Annotated in this window: 21 protein-coding genes; 11 read left to right on the forward strand and 10 right to left on the reverse strand. The window is 44.3% G+C overall.

Annotated features, from left to right (window positions below; translation table 11 throughout):
- Positions 1-22 precede the first annotated feature (22 nt).
- Entirely contained in the window at positions 23-1,243 is a 1,221-nt protein-coding gene (locus AOX59_RS13930; protein WP_068446463.1) for a S1C family serine protease, read from the forward strand.
- Positions 1,244-1,553: 310 nt separating this feature from the next.
- Here AOX59_RS13930 and AOX59_RS13940 read toward each other — a convergent pair whose 3' ends face one another.
- Positions 1,554-2,009, reverse strand: a complete 456-nt coding sequence (locus tag AOX59_RS13940; protein WP_335338744.1) for a DoxX family protein — start codon at positions 2,007-2,009, stop codon at positions 1,554-1,556.
- Between the two features lie 168 nt (positions 2,010-2,177).
- Between AOX59_RS13940 and AOX59_RS13945 the strand changes: the two genes are divergently transcribed.
- The gene (locus AOX59_RS13945; protein WP_068446468.1) at positions 2,178-2,474 is read left to right on the forward strand and encodes a 4a-hydroxytetrahydrobiopterin dehydratase; all 297 of its coding nucleotides are present in this window, start codon (positions 2,178-2,180) and stop codon (positions 2,472-2,474) included.
- An 18-nt stretch (positions 2,475-2,492) separates the two neighbouring features.
- On the opposite strand, the gene AOX59_RS13950 is transcribed toward AOX59_RS13945, so the two are convergent.
- Positions 2,493-3,050, reverse strand: a complete 558-nt coding sequence (locus AOX59_RS13950; RefSeq protein ID WP_068446470.1) for a GNAT family N-acetyltransferase — start codon at positions 3,048-3,050, stop codon at positions 2,493-2,495.
- 159 nt (positions 3,051-3,209) lie between these two features.
- The gene (locus tag AOX59_RS13955; protein ID WP_068446471.1) at positions 3,210-3,569 is read right to left on the reverse strand and encodes a Lin0512 family protein; all 360 of its coding nucleotides are present in this window, start codon (positions 3,567-3,569) and stop codon (positions 3,210-3,212) included.
- 137 nt (positions 3,570-3,706) lie between these two features.
- On the opposite strand from AOX59_RS13955, the gene AOX59_RS20605 reads away from it, so the two are divergent.
- The 5 genes from AOX59_RS20605 to AOX59_RS13975 all read left to right on the forward strand — a co-directional run bounded on the left by AOX59_RS20605 (position 3,707) and on the right by AOX59_RS13975 (position 6,686).
- Positions 3,707-3,886: a macro domain-containing protein gene (locus AOX59_RS20605; protein ID WP_335338745.1), complete on the forward strand. Its 180-nt coding sequence runs from the start codon at positions 3,707-3,709 to the stop codon at positions 3,884-3,886.
- Positions 3,879-4,166: a macro domain-containing protein gene (locus tag AOX59_RS20610; protein ID WP_335338746.1), complete on the forward strand. Its 288-nt coding sequence runs from the start codon at positions 3,879-3,881 to the stop codon at positions 4,164-4,166. The genes AOX59_RS20605 and AOX59_RS20610 overlap by 8 nt, the downstream gene beginning before the upstream one ends.
- Positions 4,167-4,378: 212 nt before the next feature.
- Positions 4,379-4,990, forward strand: a complete 612-nt coding sequence (locus AOX59_RS13965) for a YpjP family protein (protein WP_068446473.1) — start codon at positions 4,379-4,381, stop codon at positions 4,988-4,990.
- 228 nt (positions 4,991-5,218) lie between these two features.
- On the forward strand, positions 5,219-6,385 hold the full coding sequence (locus AOX59_RS13970) for a TraB/GumN family protein (RefSeq protein WP_068446474.1): 1,167 nt from the start codon (positions 5,219-5,221) through the stop codon (positions 6,383-6,385).
- Positions 6,386-6,404: 19 nt separating this feature from the next.
- Entirely contained in the window at positions 6,405-6,686 is a 282-nt protein-coding gene (locus AOX59_RS13975) for a hypothetical protein (RefSeq protein ID WP_068446476.1), read from the forward strand.
- Between the two features lie 78 nt (positions 6,687-6,764).
- On the opposite strand, the gene AOX59_RS13980 is transcribed toward AOX59_RS13975, so the two are convergent.
- Positions 6,765-8,189, reverse strand: a complete 1,425-nt coding sequence (locus tag AOX59_RS13980) for an aldehyde dehydrogenase family protein (protein ID WP_068446478.1) — start codon at positions 8,187-8,189, stop codon at positions 6,765-6,767.
- 25 nt (positions 8,190-8,214) lie between these two features.
- Positions 8,215-9,846: an acetolactate synthase large subunit gene (locus tag AOX59_RS13985; protein WP_218917904.1), complete on the reverse strand. Its 1,632-nt coding sequence runs from the start codon at positions 9,844-9,846 to the stop codon at positions 8,215-8,217.
- Between the two features lie 311 nt (positions 9,847-10,157).
- On the opposite strand from AOX59_RS13985, the gene AOX59_RS13990 reads away from it, so the two are divergent.
- Positions 10,158-12,053, forward strand: a complete 1,896-nt coding sequence (locus tag AOX59_RS13990) for a PrkA family serine protein kinase (protein WP_068446482.1) — start codon at positions 10,158-10,160, stop codon at positions 12,051-12,053.
- A 297-nt stretch (positions 12,054-12,350) separates the two neighbouring features.
- Entirely contained in the window at positions 12,351-13,520 is a 1,170-nt protein-coding gene (gene yhbH, locus AOX59_RS13995) for a sporulation protein YhbH (RefSeq protein WP_068446484.1), read from the forward strand.
- Positions 13,521-13,572: 52 nt separating this feature from the next.
- On the opposite strand, the gene AOX59_RS14000 is transcribed toward yhbH, so the two are convergent.
- Together AOX59_RS14000 and gdhA are read right to left on the reverse strand one after the other, a co-directional pair.
- On the reverse strand, positions 13,573-13,920 hold the full coding sequence (locus tag AOX59_RS14000; protein WP_068446486.1) for a protein YmzB: 348 nt from the start codon (positions 13,918-13,920) through the stop codon (positions 13,573-13,575).
- A 143-nt stretch (positions 13,921-14,063) separates the two neighbouring features.
- Positions 14,064-15,446 carry an NADP-specific glutamate dehydrogenase gene (gene gdhA, locus AOX59_RS14005; RefSeq protein ID WP_068446487.1) on the reverse strand — a complete coding sequence of 461 codons (1,383 nt, stop codon included), beginning with the start codon at positions 15,444-15,446 and terminating at the stop codon, positions 14,064-14,066.
- A 328-nt stretch (positions 15,447-15,774) separates the two neighbouring features.
- Between gdhA and AOX59_RS14010 the strand changes: the two genes are divergently transcribed.
- Positions 15,775-17,196, forward strand: a complete 1,422-nt coding sequence (locus AOX59_RS14010) for a SpoVR family protein (RefSeq protein WP_237049271.1) — start codon at positions 15,775-15,777, stop codon at positions 17,194-17,196.
- Between the two features lie 62 nt (positions 17,197-17,258).
- Here AOX59_RS14010 and AOX59_RS14015 read toward each other — a convergent pair whose 3' ends face one another.
- Entirely contained in the window at positions 17,259-18,650 is a 1,392-nt protein-coding gene (locus tag AOX59_RS14015; RefSeq protein ID WP_068446491.1) for a sodium/glutamate symporter family protein, read from the reverse strand.
- The gene (locus AOX59_RS14020) at positions 18,647-19,858 is read right to left on the reverse strand and encodes a 1-acyl-sn-glycerol-3-phosphate acyltransferase (RefSeq protein WP_068446493.1); all 1,212 of its coding nucleotides are present in this window, start codon (positions 19,856-19,858) and stop codon (positions 18,647-18,649) included. The genes AOX59_RS14015 and AOX59_RS14020 overlap by 4 nt, the downstream gene beginning before the upstream one ends.
- Before the next feature lie 157 nt (positions 19,859-20,015).
- Between AOX59_RS14020 and AOX59_RS14025 the strand changes: the two genes are divergently transcribed.
- Complete coding sequence (locus AOX59_RS14025; RefSeq protein WP_068446495.1) at positions 20,016-20,768, forward strand: hypothetical protein; 753 nt, start codon at positions 20,016-20,018, stop codon at positions 20,766-20,768.
- 379 nt (positions 20,769-21,147) lie between these two features.
- Here the strand turns inward: AOX59_RS14025 and AOX59_RS14030 are convergent, their stop codons facing one another.
- Positions 21,148-22,053: a nuclease-related domain-containing protein gene (locus tag AOX59_RS14030; protein ID WP_068446497.1), complete on the reverse strand. Its 906-nt coding sequence runs from the start codon at positions 22,051-22,053 to the stop codon at positions 21,148-21,150.
- Positions 22,054-22,217 lie beyond the last annotated feature (164 nt).

The following is a 22,217-nucleotide window of genomic DNA, read 5'->3' on the forward strand; positions in this document are numbered from 1 at the left end:
TTTAATAAAGGAGAAGGGTTATATGGGTTATTTTGATGATGATTACCAGAAGCGCCAAACGAAGAAAAGGCATTGGCTTCGTCCGGCTCTGTTTGGGGCACTTATCGGGATTGTGGTGGTGCTTGCAGCATTGCCGGCGATTTTAGAGTCTGACATACTGCCTGAGGGCTGGACAGGTGATACCCAAAGCGCATCCGAGGGCATTAACGAAAGCGAAGTACAGCCGGAATCCGGTAACTTTGTTTCGGTTAATGTGTCATCACAAATAACGGATGTCGTCAATGAAGTAAGTCCGGCAGTTGTTGGGGTAATTAATATTCAGCGTCAGGGTGACTTCTGGCAGCAAGAGGAAGGCTCTCAGCAGACAGAGGCCGGTACAGGATCAGGTGTCATTTACAAGACAGCGAATGGTCATGCCTATGTCATTACCAATCACCATGTCATTGAAGGGGCAGACACTGTTGAAGTCATACTCTCCGATGACACACGTGTTGAAGCGGAAATCCTTGGCAGTGATTTATTTTCTGACTTGGCCGTCTTGAAGATGAACAGTGAACATGTCCAGGACACGATTAACATGGGAACATCAGAAAATGTGAAAGTTGGTGAGCCGGCCATAGCGATCGGCAATCCGCTGGGCATGTTTCTGGGATCTGTCACTCAAGGTGTTATCAGCGGCACCCAGCGTACAATTCCACAGGATTTTAACCAGGATGGACGTGCGGATTGGCAGGCAGAAGTCATTCAGACGGATGCAGCGATTAACCCCGGTAACAGTGGCGGTGCTTTGATTAATATCGATGGTCAGCTTATCGGCATTAATTCGATGAAAATCAACCAGGAAGATGTTGAAGGGATTGGTTTTGCCATTCCAATCGATACAGCAAGACCGATAATCGATGAATTAGAAAAGACAGGCAACATTAACCGCCCGTATATGGGTGTTGAAGTTTACTCACTTGAGGAAGTGCCAAAAACAGAGTGGGACTCGACATTAAATCTTCCGAAAGATGTAGAAGGCGGTGTATATGTCTGGACCGTTGAAACAGGCACACCGGCGGATAAAGCAGGACTGAGACGGCTTGATGTCATTACGGCACTTGATGGCAAAGAAGTCATGAATATGATTGATTTACGCAAGATTTTGTATCAGGATAAACAGATTGGTGACTCGATAACGGTTACTTATTATCGTGACGGTGAGAAGCGGGAAGCGACATTTGAATTAGTTGAACAACGTTAAAAAGCTATCCTTCTAAGAAAGGATAGCTTTATTTTTTTCGAATCTTATCCACAGACTGTGAATAAATTGTAGATAACATCCAAATCTAGTATGGAACATCAATTCTGCACCAAAATAACTGCGAACGTTTGTGCATATGTGTATAACTTTGGGGATAACTTGTTTAAAGAGGTTGTTCAAAAAGTCCGGTAAAAATGACACGTCGGTGTTTCTGGTTGGCTTGTTTCTCCGCTCCTTGGAAAAGAAATACGCTTTTCCTTGGAGTTTTTCTGTGCTCGAAACTGCGCCTTTCGGTCCTTGAATACGCACTTTAAGTCTGCTGATTTGATGTATGCTGCCATAACATAATCAATAGGATAAGCATTACAATATCGAGACGTGCTTCAAAAGCAAAAGTTAAAAATCCCTGGTCCATCAATACCGGAAGTTTGGTGAAGAAAATAGCGCCAAGGATAATCAGAATAAGCGGTGCTGCAGCCTGTCTGACATACATACGGGCTAATATGAATGCACTGCAGGCAATTTCGGTTATGGCAACAAGGAACAATAGTGATTCAGGAAAAGGAAGACTCAGCCCCATAAAAGTTGCTTTAAAATCACTGACAACAAGCTTGAGGATACCTGATGTCAAAAAAACATATCCAACTGCGTAACAAATCCAATCTGACATACGCATCATCCGCATTGGAGACCACCCCCGTTGATTGATATCTAATACATATGCAACGTCACGGACAACCTTGACAACCATTTTTTCGGATTGCATTAAAGATGGTTATTTTGTTAGCTAAAGAGATATTTTTAAAGTTATCCCCAAAAATCTGTGGATAGTTTGTGGATAATATGTGTATTGACTGTTAAATGTATTAAAATTTGTTAAACTGGAGGTAACAACATGATACGTTTGAAACCATAACTGAATGGAGGCGGGAATATGGAACGTTTGAGTGAAGAGCAAATTGAACAGGAATTGGAGCATTTGCCTGATTGGAAACGGCTGGATGAAAAGTGGATTGGACGGCGTTACCGGTTTAAAGATTTCTTAAATGGGGTGCGCTTTGTTGATAAGGTGGCTGAATATGCCGAAAGTAAGCAACATCATCCGTTTATCTCGATTGATTACAAAATCGTCACAATGAAAATATCGTCATGGCAGATGAAGGGACTCACAGATTTGGACTTTGAAATGGTCCATTATTTTGATGAGCTGTACGAAAACGGCGAGAAATAGGGAAATGCGGGCGCATCGTCAGGCCCGCACTTTTTTTGCTTTCCATTCGTGGGCGAGCATGCCGTAGACGACATGGTCGACAAAATGATCATAAAGCCACTCCGCCTGGCGGATGTGTCCTTCCTGTACAAATCCAAGCCGCTCAGGGATTGCCCGGCTTTTCTGATTAGCATAAGCGGCACGGATCTCAATCCGATTCAGCCCCAGCGAATATACGGCATAATCTATCAGGCCACTGACAGCGCGAGTCATGATTCCTTTTCTTTCATACGCCGTGCCCAGCCAGTACCCGATATGACCAATGCCATTTGTCCAGTCAAAATGATTGAATCCAGCTACACCGGCCAGCTTCCCTCGATAAAGAATACCCGTGGTAAGTCCATTCCTGTCGGCAAACTGCTTTAATACGGATTCAATAAAGGATTTGGAATCTTCGGGCGTTTTGGTATGATCAACCCATGCCAGCCATTGCCGCAATGTGTCCCTTGAATCTTCCGTCAGCTGGAATAAAGGAGCCGCATCAGTCATTTCCAAATGTTTCAGAGCAATTTCTTCGTCAATTTTAAATAAAAACATAGCATGCGATCCCCCTGATTTAAGTTGAGAATCATTTTATCATATGTGCCGGTTTTATCAAGGTGTCTTATAAAGTGATAGCATTTGGGTTTTAAATTTTTAGCAAAATTACCCCCTTCTTCCAAAGAAGAAGGGGGTAAGGAGGGATTGGTTTGTTGATTAATAACCAACTTCAATTGCAGCATTGACAATATACATTAAATCATTCTCATCATCTTTTTCATCAATCATGATGCCGCTTGATGTGGCCATGCCGCCATCGGTTACATCTGTTGTAACGGTACCATATGGAATGGCAGCTTTTACTTGCTCAGTGTCCAGTTTATCGCGGTCAAGCGGTACGGCCAGCCGGACATTAACCTTCATATTATCGAGACTGCCATCCGGGAGACTGTTCTCGATGCCAGGCATGGAGTTGGCATAAATCGCGTCTTCTGCAGCACGGACAGAAGCTTTCGTGACGTTTTGACCGTGAACATCAATACCGCTTCCTGTTTGGATAAAGAGAATTTGTTCCATGAATGAGATGCTCCTTTTTAACGAGATATTTCTTTTAGCCTTATTCCCCTTACTTAGAAACTGAAACATTGTGTGGAAGTTGAAAAACAGCTTCCCAGAATCGAAAATTGGAACTAAATTTCTGAAAGGGTGAGTTAATGAAAACTGAAATTAACGGAAATACACTTGAGCTGATGACAGGTGATATAACCAAGCAGGAAACAGATGTGATAGTCAATGCAGCCAATGGTACGCTGATGGGTGGCGGTGGTGTTGACGGAGCGATTCACCGGGCTGCAGGAAAGGAACTGCTCCGAAGCATGCAAACAAATGCGTGACAAACAGCTTCACGGGGAAAAATTGTCGACCGGACAAGCTATTATTACAGATGGCTATAATCTTCCGGCCAAATATGTGATCCATACGGTCGGACCGGTCTGGAACGAACGGGATGATAATCAGGAAGCACAGTTGGCTGACTGTTATCGAAATTCCCTGCAACTGGCGGCTCGGAGGCAAGCGTCGCATATGTTTTTCCATCCATTTCCACGGGTGTTTACAGTTTTCCGATTGATTTGGCTGCAAAAACAGCTATCAGTACCATCAAAGATTTCTTAGCTGACCATAACTTTGGCAACGTAACGATGGTGCTGTTTTCAGATAATGATTATGAGGCTTATGTATCTGCACTGAAAAATTTATCAGATAGCTGAAGTTCAGAGGGGAATTTTTTAGAAACAATTTTGTGAAAATATCAGAATTCTCGTGGCAGTTTCAACTGATACATGGTAAAATTAGTGTATAAAAAAGAACCGGAGGAGTTAATCACAATGAAGCTGTGGATGCGCAAAATAGCGGTGGCACTCATTGCAGTGGTCACACTCGGTATATATATTCCGGAAATTGATATGGAAGCGGATGCTGAAGAAAGCAATGAAACTGCCGAGGCAGACCTGTCTGAAAAAATAGAACTGCAGGAACAAGATCCGCAACCCGCCCCGGTTTTGGAACCGACTGCGATTCAAACAGAGATTCCTGATGAGGACCCGATTCTCGCCCTAAACACAAAAGCGGCTGAGCAGGCTCTCATGAAAATGGGTCCAAAAATTGCGCCAAAAGTAGAAGGCGAATTCCAGACTGTTATTTTGCCTAAAATGGAAGACGCGCTTCAAGTGATTACACAAGATTGGGCAACAGACGAATTTCAATATCTGACCATTACAGAACAGCCATCTGACGGTTTCGGTGAGCGTATTTTCAATATCTATGACGAACGCAGCGGCAGAGATATTGCCAGGTTTGATGTCAGGCGTGAAAACCGTCCCTTGGAAGGTTACTGGTTTAATTTTCACTACCATATCAAGGATGACGGATTTGAAAAGCATCATGACATAGGAGAAATTTACTGGGATAAAAATATTCCGCCGAAGTGGATGGCTTAGTGAACAACAGCCTGGTCTTGTACCGGGCTTTTTGTTTGCATGTGGGAGTATATTGCCGGAGCGTTTCAAAGAACTTTTCGTATTCAGGAGGGGGATGAACAACTGGGAAATTAAAGAGCAACAAAATTTACGAAAAGAGCTCAAAGAAAATAATCATATAGTATGATAAAATAAGTATGGAAGTATCTGCGGTATGGACCATTATTAACCAATACAGGAGTTTACCATATGTCCGAAGAAAATATTACACGCATCCATTTGGATGATAAAGAATACATACTGATTGGTACAGCGCATGTTTCCAAAAATAGTGCTGAACAGGTCAAGGAAGTGATTGAGGCGGAACGGCCGGATGCTGTTTGTGTCGAGCTGGATAAGCAGCGCTACAAATCAGTCACTGAAGGTAATAAATGGCGGGAAATGGATATTTTTCAAGTCATTAAAGAGAAAAAAGCAACCTTATTGCTGATGAACCTGGCAATCTCATCCTTCCAGAAACGTATGGCTAAACAATTCGGTATCGAAGCCGGACAGGAAATGATTCAGGGGATTGAATCAGCTAAAGAAACCGAAGCGGAACTTGTGCTGGCCGATCGTGATATCCAAATCACCTTTTCCCGCATCTGGGGGAATCTCGGTTTTAAAGGCAAAGCGATGCTGCTGATGCAGGTTATCGGCAGTATTTTCAGTAAGGAAACCATTTCAGAAGAAGAACTGGAAAAGTTAAAATCAAAAGATATGCTGGACAGTATGCTGGAAGAGTTCACCGAGCATTTCCCAAGACTGAAAAAACCTTTGATTGATGAACGCGACCAGTATCTTTCACAGAAAATAAAAAATGCCACTGGGGATAAAGTCGTCGCTGTTCTCGGTGCTGCGCATGTTCCCGGCATTACCAGAGAAATACGAAATGAGCAAAATCTGCTGCGGCTAAATGAACGTCCGCCTAAATCAAAGGCACCTAAAATGATTGCCTGGTCAATCCCAATTTTAATTATCTCGATTATTGCCTTTACGTTCTTTAACAACCCGTCCGCCGGCTGGCAGCAAACCATCAGCTGGATTTTGTGGAATGGAAGTCTGTCAGCAGTTGGGACTGCACTCGCATTAGGGCATCCGCTGACCATATTGACAGCGTTTCTTGCGGCTCCAATATCGTCACTGAACCCGCTGATTGCTGCAGGCTGGTTTGCCGGCATTGTCCAGGCGCTTATCCGCAAGCCGCATGTTGGGGATTTTGAAGCGTTATCCGAAGACGTCCATAGTGTCAAAGGTTTTTGGCATAATAAGGTGACACGCATTCTTCTGATTGTCGTGTTTGCAAATATCGGAAGTTCGTTGGGAACCTTTATTGGCGGTGCCGATGTTATACGCGTATTTTTGGAAAACCTGTAATCCACTCGAGGAGGTTCTCATGAAAGTAATTGCCGAGCAGCCGTATGTCAAAGTCCAGCAGCAAATTGAAGTGACCGGAAAGCATTATGTTGAAGAGGACCGCACCTTGTATTTGTATTCTGATCGGATCCTCAGCAAATATCACGAATTCCCGATTGAAATCGTCTGGGATATTTCCTATCGTCCTGTGGGGCCGCGGGGCGGACTGCTGTATTTGCACACAAATAGAGGCGTAAATGTCTATACGGTTAAAGAATCCCCGGAACGCTTTATTGAAGCGTTCCGTGAGATTATCAAATAAGCTTGTCTTAAGCTCCCTTTTTTTGCGGGGAGCTTTTTGTATGCTGACGAATCGTGGTGTTCCTTTTAATGTTTCCCTTTACTCTTTCAACTTCAGTCCGATAAATTTTGTCTCAGTCATGCCATCAACAGCGTATTTCACACCTTCCCTGCCGACGCCGCTTTGTTTGACACCACCATATGGATGGTTGTCCTGACGATAGGTTGAAATTTCATTAATCCAGACACCGCCCATCTCCAGCTTATCTGCCACCCGGAAAGCCCGGTCAATATCCTTAGTGAATACACCTGCCTGCAGACCGTAAATGGAATCATTTGAATAGTTCACCACATCTTCTTCCGTGTCAAATGGGATGATCGATACAATCGGGGCAAACACTTCATCCGCGATGATTTTCATGTTGCTCTTTACATCTGTCATGATGGTCGGCTTGAGTATCGTTCCATTCCGCTTGCCGCCAGCAGCCACTTTTGCACCGTTTTCGACTGCGTCATCAATCCATTCTTTGGCCCGTTTGGCTTCCTCTTCACTGATCATCGGCCCGATATCGGTCTCTTCAGATGCAGGATCACCGATTGTCAGGTCTTCTGTAGCCTGGATATATTTTTTCAGGAATTGATCATAGGCTGATTTTTGGACGTAAATGCGCTGTGCTGAAATGCAGACCTGTCCGGAAAAGGCAAAAGCACCTTTGACCAGCATATTGACTGCATCATTGATGTTGCTGTCATCGAATATGATATTGGGTGAATTGGATCCCAGCTCCAGTGTAACTTTTTTAAAACCCGCCGATTCTTTAATCGAACGCCCGACCGGCAGACTTCCGGTAAAGGATATTTTGTGCACTTTATCATGGGTGACCAGTTTTTCACCGATTTCACCCGCCCCCATGAGCAGATTAAGCACACCGTCAGGCAATCCCGCTTCATGGAATAATGTTGCCAATTGATGTGCAGATATAGGGGTTTTTTCAGCCGGTTTGAAAATGACGGTATTTCCCGCTGCAATGGCTGGTGCGATTTTGTGCAAAGACAGATTCAATGGAAAATTAAACGGGGTGATGGCGGCCACGACCCCGAGCGGGACATGTTTAACGAGGCCGAGGCGCCCGTCTCCGTCGATTGCCGCATCCATCGGCACTACTTCGCCGCTGATATGTTTGGCCTCTTCGGATGCAAAGCGGAGCACCTGGATCGATCGCTGCACCTCTCCGCGGCTGAAGTAGATCGGTTTGCCGGCTTCTTTCATAATCGTTTCGGCAAACTCATCAGCCCGCTCTTCCATCAGGTCTGCCGTTTTGCGCAAAATGTCTGAACGCTCGTGTGCCGGCATGTCTTTCATGGTGTCGTGGAAGGCATCAAATGCACTCGTAACAGCTTGTTCAAATTCGTTGTCTGATGCCAGCGCAATCTCTTCCATCTTTTCATCGTTATACGGATTTTTCACGTCAATTGAATCATTGCCAGTGTTGATTTCTTCACCGTTAATAATCGAACCTATCATGGCTTATAGCCCCCTTCCCAAGCTTTTAGCAAATAATATCCCCAAGTTTTTCGGTCAATTTCATATTTTCGCTGTAGTCAACCGGACAGTCAATGAACACCGGCTGATTCGAGGCAGCCGCCCTTTCCAGCGCTGGTTTTAATTCATCTGCTTTTGTAATCGTCATAACCTCAAATCCATACGAAGCGGCCAGCTGATGATAATCCGGGTTGCCGAATTTGATATACGATGAACGGTCAAATTTCTTCAATTGGTGCCATTCGATCAGACCATAGCCGTCATCCCGCCACATCAGAACAATGATCGGCAGCTCGAGACGTTTGGCCGTTTCCAGCTCTGCTCCGGTCATCTGAAAAGAGCCATCACCGCACACTGCTACAACATTTCGCCCCGGGTTGACCATTTTAGTGGCAATCGCACTCGGGACAGCTACCCCCATTGAAGCAAGGCCATTCGAGATGAGGCATGTATTAGGCTGATAGGTATGATACATGCGGGCCATCCACATTTTATGGGCGCCGACATCCGATATGGCAATATCGTCTTCATTTAATACAGCACGCAAATCGGATATGATCTTTTGCGGTTTCACAGGAAAATGTTCATTGTCACGAAAGGATTCCAGTTCATCAAGTGCCTGCTTTCTTACATTGGAAACCCATGTGTTATCCTTTTTTCCGGGGCTAAGGTTTTTACTTAGCTGCTCTAGATTTTCCGGAATATCACCAAGAATATTAAATGATACCGGATAATTGGCATCGGTTTCGGCTTCCTCGGTGTCAATGTGAATAATCGATGTATTGCTTCGGTTCCAGTTTTTCGGCGGATATTCCGCGATATCAAACCCGATCGTCAAAATAAGATCAGCTTCATTAAAACCGCACGTAATGTAATCATTGCCGCCGATACCTGCTGTGAGAAGGCTCAGGTCATCTTCCCAGGAGATAGAACCTTTGCCCATAAATGACTGCACCACGGGGATCTGAACTTTTCGCACAAATGCACGAAAATTTTCAGTGGCCTCTTGTCGGCTGATACCGTTCCCGGCAAGAATGAGCGGATGCCGGGCTTTTTCAATCATACTCACAGCCTGTTTGATAATGCTTTCATTTGCCCTTGTGTGCGGACGTTCATTAGGCTTCAAAGGTGTTGTCTCATCGACGTCCATTCCTGCGATATCTTCCGGCAAATCAATGTGTGTAGCACCCCATTTTTCCTGCCCGGAAACCTGAAATGCTTTACGGACCACTTCCGGGGTGATTTTGGCCGATTTGATCTGAGCATTCCACTTGGTCACCGGCTCATACATATTGATTAAGTCATAATACTGGTGCGAAATTTTATGCTGCCGGTCAAGTCCCGCCTGGCCGGTGATGGCGACAAGCGGTGCATGATCCATATTGGCATTGGCAACCCCGGTCATCAGGTTCGTGGCACCCGGCCCGAGTGTAGCCAGACAAACACCGGGTGTGCCGGTGAATCGTCCGTATGTTGCCGCCATAAAGGCAGCGCTTGTTTCGTGACGGGTGACGATAAACTCAATATCCGAGTTGTAAAATGCATCCATCAGGTCAACATTTTCTTCCCCAGGTACGCCAAAAACGTACTCAACGCCTTCCTGTTCAAGGCATTTGACAAGTAATTCTGCGACATTCATTGCAATCATCCTTTGTAAAGGTTGTTCAAAAAGTCCGGTAAAAATGACACGTCGGTGTTTCTAGTTGGCTTGTTTCTCCGCTACTCATGTATCTTAAGGCATACATTCCGCTGAATGAAGTTTCACTTTATCCTCCTTTTTGAACACACACTTGTAAAATATGCTTGTGTTAGCTTTTGCCAAAAGTCATGAATTATGAGTACAAAACCACTCATCTTAAGGAAAACCTTCGCATAGGCTATAGAAAGTCTATTAGATGGAAGCTTATTGTCAGGTTAAGGCGGGAGAAAACCAGTTATGGAGGGAAGTAAATGGATATACTCAATAAAGTCAGAGATCATCGTGAGGAAGAACAGCGCCTTAAGTGGGAAGGGACTTTTTCAGAGTACCTTGAGATTGTGAAAGAACGTCCGGAAGTTGCCCAAACTGCTCATTCACGCGTTTATAATATGATTAAAAATTCCGGCTTGAAAGAGAAAGATGGCCGAAAGATGTACAAATTTTTTGGAGAAGAAATATTTGGGCTGGAGAACGCGATTGAAAAGCTGGTGGAGGAATATTTTCACCCGGCAGCAAAGAGGCTCGATGTCCGGAAGCGTATTTTGCTTCTGATGGGCCCGGTCAGCGGCGGAAAATCAACGATTGTAACGATGCTGAAACGTGGACTTGAGCAATATTCCAGAACTGAAGAAGGGGCTGTTTATGCGATTAAAGGCTGTCCGATGCATGAAGATCCGCTGCATCTGATACCGCAGCACCTGCGCGATGATTTTTATGACGAGTACGGTATTCGCGTTGAGGGAAGTCTGTCACCATTGAATGCGATGCGTCTGGAAAAGGAACATGACGGCCGAATTGAAGATGTGATGGTGGAACGTATCTTTCTGTCGGAGGATAAGCGTACCGGCATTGGAACGTTCAGTCCGTCTGATCCGAAATCACAGGATATTGCTGATTTGACCGGCAGTATCGATTTTTCCACGATTGCACGATACGGATCCGAATCCGATCCGCGAGCTTACCGGTTTGACGGGGAGCTGAATAAAGCAAACCGCGGAATGATGGAATTTCAGGAAATGCTCAAGTGTGATGAGAAGTTTCTCTGGCACCTCTTGTCATTGACGCAGGAAGGGAACTTCAAGGCCGGCAGGTTTGCTCTAATTAGCGCTGATGAACTTATTGTGGCCCATACCAACGAAGCGGAGTACCGGTCGTTCATTGCCAATCAGAAAAACGAAGCACTGCAGTCGCGGATTATCGTCATGCCGATTCCGTACAATTTGAAAGTGACTGAGGAAGAACGCATTTATCAAAAAATGATTAATGAAAGTGACATGTCGCATGTGCATATTGCACCTCACGCTCTGAGGGTTGCTGCGATCTTTTCAATTTTGACCAGGCTTGAGGAGTCCAAAAAGCAGAGCGTTGATCTTGTGAAGAAAATGCGCCTTTATGACGGGGATAGTGTTGAAGGCTATAATCAAGTGGATGTCGATGAACTGCAGAAGGAATACCCTGATGAAGGGATGCGCGGGATTGATCCGCGTTACGTCATCAACCGGATCTCATCCACAATCATCCGTAAAGAAGTTTCATCAATCAATGCCCTGGATGTGCTGCGTTCATTGAAAGAAGGACTTGAGCAGCACCCGTCGATTTCCGAGGAAGATAAGGAACGCTACCTGAATTATATTGCCGTTGCCAGACGGGAATATGATGAAATTGCGAAAAAAGAAGTACAAAAGGCCTTCGTTTATTCCTACGAAGAGTCCGCTAAGACGCTGATGGATAATTATTTGGATAATGTTGAAGCCTATTGCAACCAGACCAAAATGCATGATCCGCTTACGGGAGAAGAAATGAACCCGGATGAGAAATTGATGCGCTCGATTGAAGAGCAGATCGGCATTTCGGAAAATGCTAAAAAAGCTTTCAGGGAAGAGATTCTGATTCGCATCTCCGCCTATGCCCGCAAAGGTAAGCGCTTTGATTATAATTCACACGAACGCTTGCGGGAAGCCATTCAGAAGAAACTGTTCGCTGATTTGAAAGACGTTGTAAAGATCACCACAACCTCGCAGACACCGGATGAATCACAGCTGAAGAAAATTAATGAAGTCATCGCCCGCTTGATCGATGAATACGGCTACAATTCCGTGTCGGCCAATGATCTGCTACGGTATGTCGGCAGCCTGCTAAACCGGTAAATTAATAAAAAAACACTAGTTGATTCCTATCGGCTCTTGTTATTTTTCAGCATGATGGGTTTTACAAGCTATTTGTTAAAACACATGACGCAGTTGATATACAATAATGATTCTGGGGGAACGGACCTGAGACAGCGAAGAGCACCAGCATGAAGAGGTCCGTGATGATCCCGCAAGAAAAAAACGTGCATTGGTATATTAGCCGCGGTGCCCATTAATCAGCGAGGATAGTCAGTCATTAATAACTTGTTTGACGAACGTTGCATAGACTGAATAAAAGCATAAGGAGGGAAGCATGTGAAGGAAGAGTATCAAAATTACACTGTCTCACAGGAAGATTGGTCCCTCCACCGCAAAGGCTATCAGGATCAGAAGCGTCATATGGATAAAGTTAAAGACGCAATCCGTAATAATTTGCCTGATTTAATCAGTGAAGAAAATATTATCATGTCCAACGGCCGGGATGTCATTAAAATCCCGATCCGTTCACTTGATGAATACAAAATCCGTTATAACTATAATAAGTCCAAACATGTCGGTCAGGGCGACGGTGACAGCGAAGTCGGCGATGTCATCGCACGCGATCCGAACGGTGGAGACAAAGGTAAAAGCGGCTCAGGACAGGGAAAAAAGGCCGGCGAAGAACCGGGCAATGATTATTATGAAGCGGAAGTGTCACTGGCGGAATTGGAAGAAGCATTATTCAAAGAGCTGGAACTGCCTGATTTGAAACAGAAGGAAGAAGCGGAAGTCACGACTGAAAAGGTCGAATTCAATGATGTGCGCAAAAAAGGGCTCATGGGCAATGTCGATAAGAAACGAACGATTTTGACCGCACTTAAGCGTAATGCCATTAAAGGCGAACCAAGAATCACGCCGATTTATAATGATGATCTGCGCTTCAAGACATGGAACGATGTTGTGAATCCGGAATCAAAAGCTGTTATTCTTGCCATGATGGACACCAGTGCATCGATGGGTAATTTCGAGAAGTATCTAGCCCGAAGTTTCTTTTTCTGGATGATGAAGTTTTTGCGTTCCAAATATGAAAGTGTGGAGATTGCTTTTATCTCGCATCATACTGAGGCGAAAGTTGTCTCTGAAGAAGCATTTTTTTCAAAGGGCGAAAGCGGTGGGACGATTTGTTCATCCGCTTATGATAAAGCATTGGAACTGATTTCAGATGAGTACCCGCCGTCGAGATACAATATTTATCCGTTTCACTTTTCCGATGGTGAGAATATCACGTCCGATAACCCAAGATGCATTAATCTCGTGAATGAAATTATGGATGTGTCCAATATGTTCGGGTATGCCGAAGTTAATATGTATCAGCGCCAGTCAACGCTGATGCGGGCGTATCGGGAGTTTGAAAACCCGAAATTCCGTCATTATATTTTAAAAGGCAAAGAAGATGTCTATCACGCTCTGAGAACATTTTTCCGTAAACAGACTGTCACGGCCTGAAGCCTCCGCACCCGCGGGGGTTTCTTCATAGCGTAACTTCCCTGTCATTAGCTCATTCCTTCTCAATCTTATAAACACCGCGGGAAGTGCTCAGAAGAAACTGTTGTCCGTCAAACTCATACAGTGTATTGTCCTCGAGCGGAATTTCATATACAGATAATGGCAATGGCTGAGCATCTATGGCGTCTGTTTTCATTGTACCCGTTCCGTTTAATTGTAAAGCATGCATCGGTTCATAATCATCGATCCGCCGTGTGTTGCGCTCATACGATGTATCCTGGAGCGTCATTAATGTTTCATCCAAGTCATCCAATTCATGTTTGGAAATTTTAATGGATTGCCCGTGCCATTGCTGCAGTAATTCGTTGAACTCCTCGATCGTTAAAAATTGCACATCCATAGTCAGTCAACCCTCCTGCCTATAGAATGAGCAGTATCTTTAGGGAACATGCAGGATGGGTTTGTGGTAATTTTTGCAGGCAGATTGATACAGAATCCCATAAAAACACTGTCTCATTTTTCGTGAGACAGTGTTTTTAGAGCTTATATAATACCTTGTTCAGTCATCGCATCGGCCACTTTAATAAAGCCTGCGATATTGGAACCGGCGACAAGATTGCCTGGTGTGCCATAATCTGATGCGGCCTGCATGCTGTTTTGATAAATATCTTTCATAATCTCCTGCAACCGGGCATCAACTTTTTCAAACGCCCAGGATATCTTACCGCTGTTTTGAGCCATTTCCAACGCGGAAACAGCTACGCCACCGGCATTTGCTGCTTTTGCCGGAGCAAATAAAATATGGTTTTCCAAAAACATGTCCTGTGCTTCATTCGTCGATGGCATGTTTGCTCCTTCGCCAATTGCTTTGACTCCGTTGTCAAGCATCGTTTGGGCGGTTTCTGCATTAATTTCATTCTGCGTGGCACACGGCAATGCAATATCACATGGAATTGAAAAGATTTGTGTGCAGTCCTCAAAGTATTCGGCGCTCGGGTGTTTTTCTGTGTACGCACTAATCCGCTCATCCCCGGTTTCCTTCAGTTCTTTCACGGTATCCAGATTTATGCCGTTTTGATCATAAATATACCCGTCTGAATCACTGCACGCCACCACTTTTGCTCCAAATTCCGCTGCTTTTTCCATCGCGTAAATGGACACGTTGCCTGAGCCCGACACGATGACGGTTTTGCCTTTGAAGTCAAGACCATTATCTTTAAGCATTTCCTGAACAAAATACACGAGTCCATAGCCTGTTGCTTCAGTCCGTGCCAGACTGCCGCCGTATCCAAGTCCCTTTCCAGTCAGAACGCCAGCTTCAAATGCCCCGCACATTTTTTTATACTGACCGAACAGATAGCCAATTTCCCTTGCATTGACACCGACATCACCGGCTGGTACGTCCGTTTCAGGCCCGATATGCTGGTACAATTCTGTCATGAAACTTTGACAGAACCGCATTATTTCCATATCCGATTTGCCTTTCGGATCAAAATCCGAACCGCCTTTACCACCGCCGATTTGCTGACCGGTCAGGGAATTTTTAAAGATTTGTTCAAACCCTAAAAATTTGACGATGCTTTCATTCACTGTAGGATGAAAACGCAAACCGCCTTTATACGGGCCAAGTGCGCTGTTAAATTGGACTCGGAAACCGCGGTTTACGTGAACCTTTCCCTGATCATCAACCCATGGGACGCGGAAGGTAATGACTTTTTCCGGTTCCAGCAGTCGTTCAAGTATGCCGGAGTTCATATATTCTGGATGGCGGGCAATTACCGGGACGAGGGAGCCGACTATTTCTTTAACAGCCTGCAGGAATTCAGTTTCGTGAGGATTACGCTGTTCAGTGGCGTTATATACCTTTGTCACATACTGCTTTGCCTTCTGTTGATTGGATTGTAAAGTTGCATCTATTGTACTCATCGGTCATCCCCTTTATTTTTAATTTTTGTAAGATACTCATTCGTAAAAATGACAAGTAATAATACTATTTTATATGAAAAATGCGCTATTGGCAAGAATACAGAATATTTTTAAATGATAAAAATATTTGTAAGCGCTTTAATTTCCTAAAAATCAATGGATTAAAATGTCATGACCCTAAAATGAAGGTATCGAATTTTTTGTAATAGTATTTCCCGGAATCATCCTGCTTTATCATCCGGTAACTGAATCCGCAAACATAGTTTTTTGGTCAAATTTCCCCTGCCGGTAACATAAGCTATAAAAAGAACACATGGAGGGATTTATTTTGACCGAGACACAAACACTGAATCGGGCCATCGATGAAATCACGGAAATCGCATCCGGGTTCGGACTCGATTTTTTCCCGATGCGCTATGAAGTCTGCCCGGCTGACATTATTTACACATTTGGCGCCTATGGCATGCCGACACGCTTTTCCCATTGGAGCTTCGGCAAGCAATTCCATAAAATGAAACTGCATTATGATCTTGGTTTAAGCCAGATTTATGAACTTGTTATCAACTCCAATCCCTGCTACGCTTTTTTGTTGGACACAAACAGTCTTATCCAGAACAAACTAATCATTGCCCACGTTCTGGCGCATTGTGATTTTTTCAAAAACAATATGCGGTTTGCCAATACAAGGCGTGATATGGTCGAGAGCATGACGGCGACAGCAGAGCGGATTGAAAGGTATGAGATGATTTATGGCCGTGAGGAAGTGGAGAGCTTTCTGGATGCGGTTCTGTCGGTCCAGGAGCATATCGATCCATCGCTGATACGGCCGGAATTGGCTGATAACAACGAAACAGAAGAGGCGCTTGAGCAGCCTAAAATCAAAACGCCGTATGATGATTTATGGGATTTGGACAATTCGAAATACGATAACAGACCGAAACTGGTAAAAAAGCGCGACAAAACTTTTCCTGCCAAACCGGAGAAAGACTTGCTGCTGTTCATTGAGGAACATAGCCGTGAACTGGAGAACTGGCAGCGGGATATTTTGACGATGATGCGCGAGGAGATGCTTTATTTCTGGCCGCAGCTGGAAACGAAAATCATGAATGAAGGATGGGCATCATACTGGCATCAGCGGATTTTGCGGGAGTTGAATCTGACTTCAGATGAATCTGTTGAGTTTGCCTCATTGAATGCGAGTGTCGTGCAGCCGTCGAAACACCAGATTAATCCGTATTACCTGGGCTTGAAAATTTTTGAGGATATTGAAAAGCGGTTTGATGCCCCGACCGATGAGATGAAAAGGATGGGAGCTGAACCAAAGGCAGGCAGGGAAAAAATCTTTGAAGTCCGGGAGATTGAGTCGGATCAGTCGTTCATCCGAAATTATTTAACGAAAGAGCTTGTTGGCCGGGAGGATATGTATTTATTTGAGAAACAGGGCAGTGACTATACGATAACGGATAAAGATTATGAAAATGTACGGGATCAACTGGTGTCTCAGCGTGTGAACGGCGGATTTCCTTATATCACTGTTGAAAATGGCGATTACAAACGCAACGGCGAATTGTATTTAAAACACGGCTACGAGGGCATTGAATTGGACCTGCATTACCTCGAAAACGTCCTGCCCTACATTTATCAATTGTGGGGCCGAAACGTTCACCTCGAAACGGTCGTCGATGATAAACGCGTCGTATTTACCTATGAAAGCGGACAGAAGGACGTTAAATCTGTTCCTATCCGTTAAAAGGCAATCATACTTGCGGAAAACCACCCTGAACCGGGCAGCCGGCAGGGTGGTTAGATTTTTTAACTGTTGTCTGCAGCGGGACGCTCATTGCCTCTCAATCTGGTGCGATAAAGAAGTACACTTATCAGTACGAGGAAGTAAATAAGCAATCCGAAAAATGTATAGACGTACATGATCGGGTCGTTTTGCACGTAGCCGACGACTGGCACGTTCAATAGAAGCAGGAGCGGAAAGCCGAACATCATCGCTGCGGCACTCCCTGTGACCAGGTTTTCAGCAGTGTTGGACTGAAAACTAGGATCCACAGCTTTCACGAGTGCCATTCCGGTGGAAATCGTCCCGGTTTGCATGCCGAAAAACCCGAGCAAATTGCACAGTGTGTCTTCCGGGAACAGGCGCGGGCTGATCCACAGCAAGAAGAAAATCGTCACAAGCCCGCCGATTGTTGTCAAAAGCAAGACAGGCACCAGGTATTCCTGCAGTGCATAAATCGAGATTGCTGCAATTGATGCCGTGATCATATAGTCAAATGAGAATCCGGAAATGCGCTGCAGCAGAAAGTTGTTCGGCGAATGCTCTAATGTCAGACCGGCATTCTGCAGCTTGTTCAAAATCACACGAAACAGCATGGCATACATACTCCCGATTAGAAAGTGGAAACCGATTAAAAGCTGTGCAAACGTCGCACCAAATGTGCCAAGCGGCGTCAGTATCATTTCCAACCCATAAATCGTCAAATAGGTCACCAGATAAATAAATCCAATCAGGGCAACTTGATACGTCAGTTTGTCGATGGCATCACTGAGCGGAATCTCATCCGGCTGTGATTGTTCTGTCATCGGTTCATGCGCTCTGCTAACATCTAATTCGGTGCCTTGAAATTTATTGCTGCGCGCCAAAATATTCATTAAAATAATGCCGATCACGGTTGCCCAGATAAAGCCAATGCCGGCAATTGTCAATCCAAGGTTGCCGCCGCCTGCAATTCCAAGTTGTTCCCATTGGGTGCCGATCGAATATGCTTGTCCCGGGCCCTGGCCAAACCCAAGCGGCAGCAAGAGGCCAACACCGGGAAAGAACTCCGGGTATAGCGTTGCTGCAAGAAGCATGAACAGACCAAACCCGACTATCCCCTGTATAAGGTAGGTTGATACAATCATCATGCCTGAATTGAGGACCGAGGGACTATTTTTGACGCTGCGCTCTTTTAAAGACAGGGCAATAAATCCGATTGCCATAAAATGGTAAACAATGCTGCCGAGTGTATCCTTATCAAACTGAATCCACCCAAGCAATTCAGGACTGGCGATCAATCCGATAAAGCCGGCAATCATGGCAGTAGGCACAATCATCTTCCGCAATAGCGGAATACGCGCTTTTAACACAGCTGCAATGACAATTAAAAAGGATATAAGTACAAAATCCAGCACAAGCGTCCAGGAATGGTTCATGTGATGTCCACCTTCCCGGCATCCAGCGCCTGTCTTGTTTGGATAACCTTCAGCCACTTATAAGCAGATGTCCGCGGCAGGTAGAATACAATACGGAATAATTTATGATTATGATAAAAGTCCAGCTTATGGTGAAATTGGATATTCAATCCAACCATCTCATTTATTGGGAATTCATAATCATTCCCCATGTCAGACTGAAACTTGACTTGTTTCGATACCCACCATAAATTTCCCGCGGAAACTAACTTAAATGGGGCCTCATCGTTTGAGACATATAGTTTCACATGGTCCTGCATCACCTTTCTCCCCAAGGCTTGCCACTCCGGATCGGTCATGGCTGATTTCAAAAAATCAAGCTGCCACTTGTTCCAGTCACGCGGCGTAGAATAATAAATTTCTTCGCCAATTGGCTCAAATGTTCCGAAATCAGTGTAATGAACCGTGTAGCCGCAGTGTTGACACTCAAACAGATCGTCATAGGAATGAAGGCTCCCGGGAACATGGCAATGTGGGCAAATAAATAAAAGACGTTCAAGATAATGTGCCGGTGATTTCCTTTTATAAGGAACCATGTGTTCAGACTGCCAGGCCATCTCATCGTGATAGAGCGCCTCGGTTAATCTTTCATGAACTTCCTCCGGGCTGTTCTGGTGAAAAGCACCTGCATCCCACACTTTTTCAAAAGAAATGGCAATCGTACCCTTGCGGTGCCCATCTCCCCATCGCGGGTGACTGAGGTGTCCGCCGCGAATCGTTGCAATCACAACCGGAATATCCAATAACTTCACCAATTTCGAAGTCGAATAAATAAGCGGATCGGTCTTTCCATCCCAATTCCGGTTGCCTTCAGGAAAAATTCCAATCACCCGGTTATGTTTTTTAGCCTTTAAAATAAGTCTGATCGTGCGTGTGTCATTTTTGAATTTTTGTTTCGGGATAGCTCCCACATAATTTAAAATACGTTTTAAAAATGGGTTGCGGAACAGCGGATCTGCAGCGATAAAACTGATTGGTTCATCCACATAGCAATTCAGGAGGAGCGGATCCCAGTTGTTGACATGATTGCTCAAAATAATATACGGACCTTCCATATCTTTAGTGTCATTCCGCTCAATCACAATGTCGGACCGGTGCTCAATAAATGCTTTGATCGGGGTACGCAGCAGCCGCTCAACCGTTTTCCCGGGTTTTCTCTCAATACTCATAACGTCACTTCCAACAATCAAAAATATCAATATCACTAACATTTTAGCATAAAACACCAAAATCGGAACTAAGTACGGGTTCACTTTCTCTCGTTTGTTTCGTGTTCATCCTTCATTGCATAGGCTATTATCAACAGCGATAAGGGATGGTGATTTAATGGGACTTTTCATCGATCAAGACAAACACCCCTTAGTCTATAAAAACGATCAACAGATTCTCGAGCCAAACCAGGGGTATTATCACAAAGATTATTTTCAAGAGATGATTAATGAACAACAGGAAATCAACCAAATGCTCACCCAAGCGTTTCATGAAGTAAAAACACTGCATCACCGTGATCAGCAAGCTAACGCCGGCAAATGGCAAAACATTGGTGATGAGCTTAAGGCAATCAGGGAGCGCGAAGGAAAGCATGAAACATTTGAACGTCAGGTGATGGAATGGCTGGCAAAACTCGATGACAACAACAAGCAGCTGCAGCAGGGAATCGAAAAGGAAGACTCTATGAAAAAAGATGTTGCCGTTAGAGTTGATTCTCTGAATAAATCCAGCCGAGAAATCATCACTTATATGGAATCTTATGATGCGGTGAATAAGCAAATGATAGAGGAAATGAATGATATTGCAGAAAGAAATAAAGAAATGGCCGATCAAATCGACAAACAGGACCATGCACAGAAAATCACGCTCGACAGGCTGGAAAAGCAGGAAGCATTAATGGAAAAAGTTCACCGGCAGATCAACGAATTCCGGGCGATCTTGTTTGAACGAAGCAGCTATATAGCTGAAAAAATTGAGGATAGTTACAATCTGACATCGTCATACGTCTATAATTTGATGAGCAGTTCTGAAAAGCCTCTGACGTTGTATATGGATCAGAGAAAAACAGAAAATGAAAAGCGGGATTGAAGTGATGATGGCTATAGCAACCGTGATTAATCGAACAATCTCTGTGGCGGTGAACTGAAGTTATTGAAAGGGCCGCTTGAGTGTGAGTGTGTCTGTCGAAGCCGGAAATGAGTTTTTGAATGGCAAAAAGACCCCGAGAATGGCTCTCGAGTCCATTTCAATGGGAATGTAACATCGAAACGTCCTCGAAAGCAGTTATCGAGTCCATTTCATGGCGCAAGTAGTATTAAAAAAGCCTCGAGAGCAATTCTCGAGGCCAAACTGCACTGTAAATCCGTCGAAAAGTTCTTGAGCACAGGTCTCAACAACACTGAGAGTAGCCATTCCCACAAAACTTCGTTATCCTTAGCTCCACTTAAGAAAAACCTCTGCAAAAGGTCTACTCATAATACACCCACCGGTTCGACCCTATTTTTGTAAAATATTGATCCAATACTTTCCGGATACGCTTTTTCGAATGCACGACGAGGCACCAGTCTTGAATAATGCTTGTGGTGACCTTATGTTTTGGAAACATGCGTTTAAATTCCTTGACAGATCGCAAAATGGCCATTGCTATGACCTCTTTGTGACCGCACTTCAGGCATATCAGTTTTTGCCTTTCTGCTACAGTGGAAAGGGAATGGCATTTCAAGCAAGGAATGCCTTTTCGGAGCTTTGCATAATGATAGTTTGGCAGGAGCTGGTATGGCGATTTTTCAATATGAAGGGTGTTCAATTTTTCTGCTATGTGTCTGTGCGTGTTGGTTAATTTAGAAGTTATGCTATTCAATTTGCGCATGGAGCTTTTAATCTGTGTGGGCAAAATAAAGGGTTTGTCGGGATGTGCCTGGAAAAGTGTGAATTCCGGATTGATGAAAACAACTGAGGCTTTAATAGGGAGATTGATGGCATGCTCATGGAATATCTGGCGCAGCAGAGATTCGCTTCGTTCCAGCTGGTGCAGTGGGTTGAGAATTTCATAATGCGGTAGCTTGTAAAACTTATCTGCGTACCAGCCGTATTCCCCTTCATAATTCTTTACTTCAAACATATGGGCCTGCTTAGACGTAATTATCAGCGAATCGATTTGAAAGAGCGTGTTGTTTGTTTGCAGCAAGAGATCATTTAATACGCAACAGTCGCATTGCAGCTGTTCAGTCTGCCTGTCAAATATGACTTCGCCTTCAAAACCTTTGCTCAAATTCAAATAGTACTGTTTCTCTTTTGAGGTTAAATCCCCCCGTATATTCAGGGAGTGAAATAGCAGCAGCTCATCCGGGTGGTTGCGTGGTTTATAAGGCATGTCTCACATCCTTTCTGCCTGTCTCTTCTATTATACTAAATTCAGAGAACTAAAGCGATAGTATCCCAAGAAATATTTAGACTAATCCAAACCGAAGCTCGCATGTATTTGATGACTTCTTTTGATAAAATAGGTGCAAACAAATCAGAAAAAGGGTGTATGGT

Origin of the sequence: Lentibacillus amyloliquefaciens (assembly GCF_001307805.1) — a bacterium.
GTDB classification, from domain to species: domain Bacteria; phylum Bacillota; class Bacilli; order Bacillales; family Amphibacillaceae; genus Lentibacillus; species Lentibacillus amyloliquefaciens.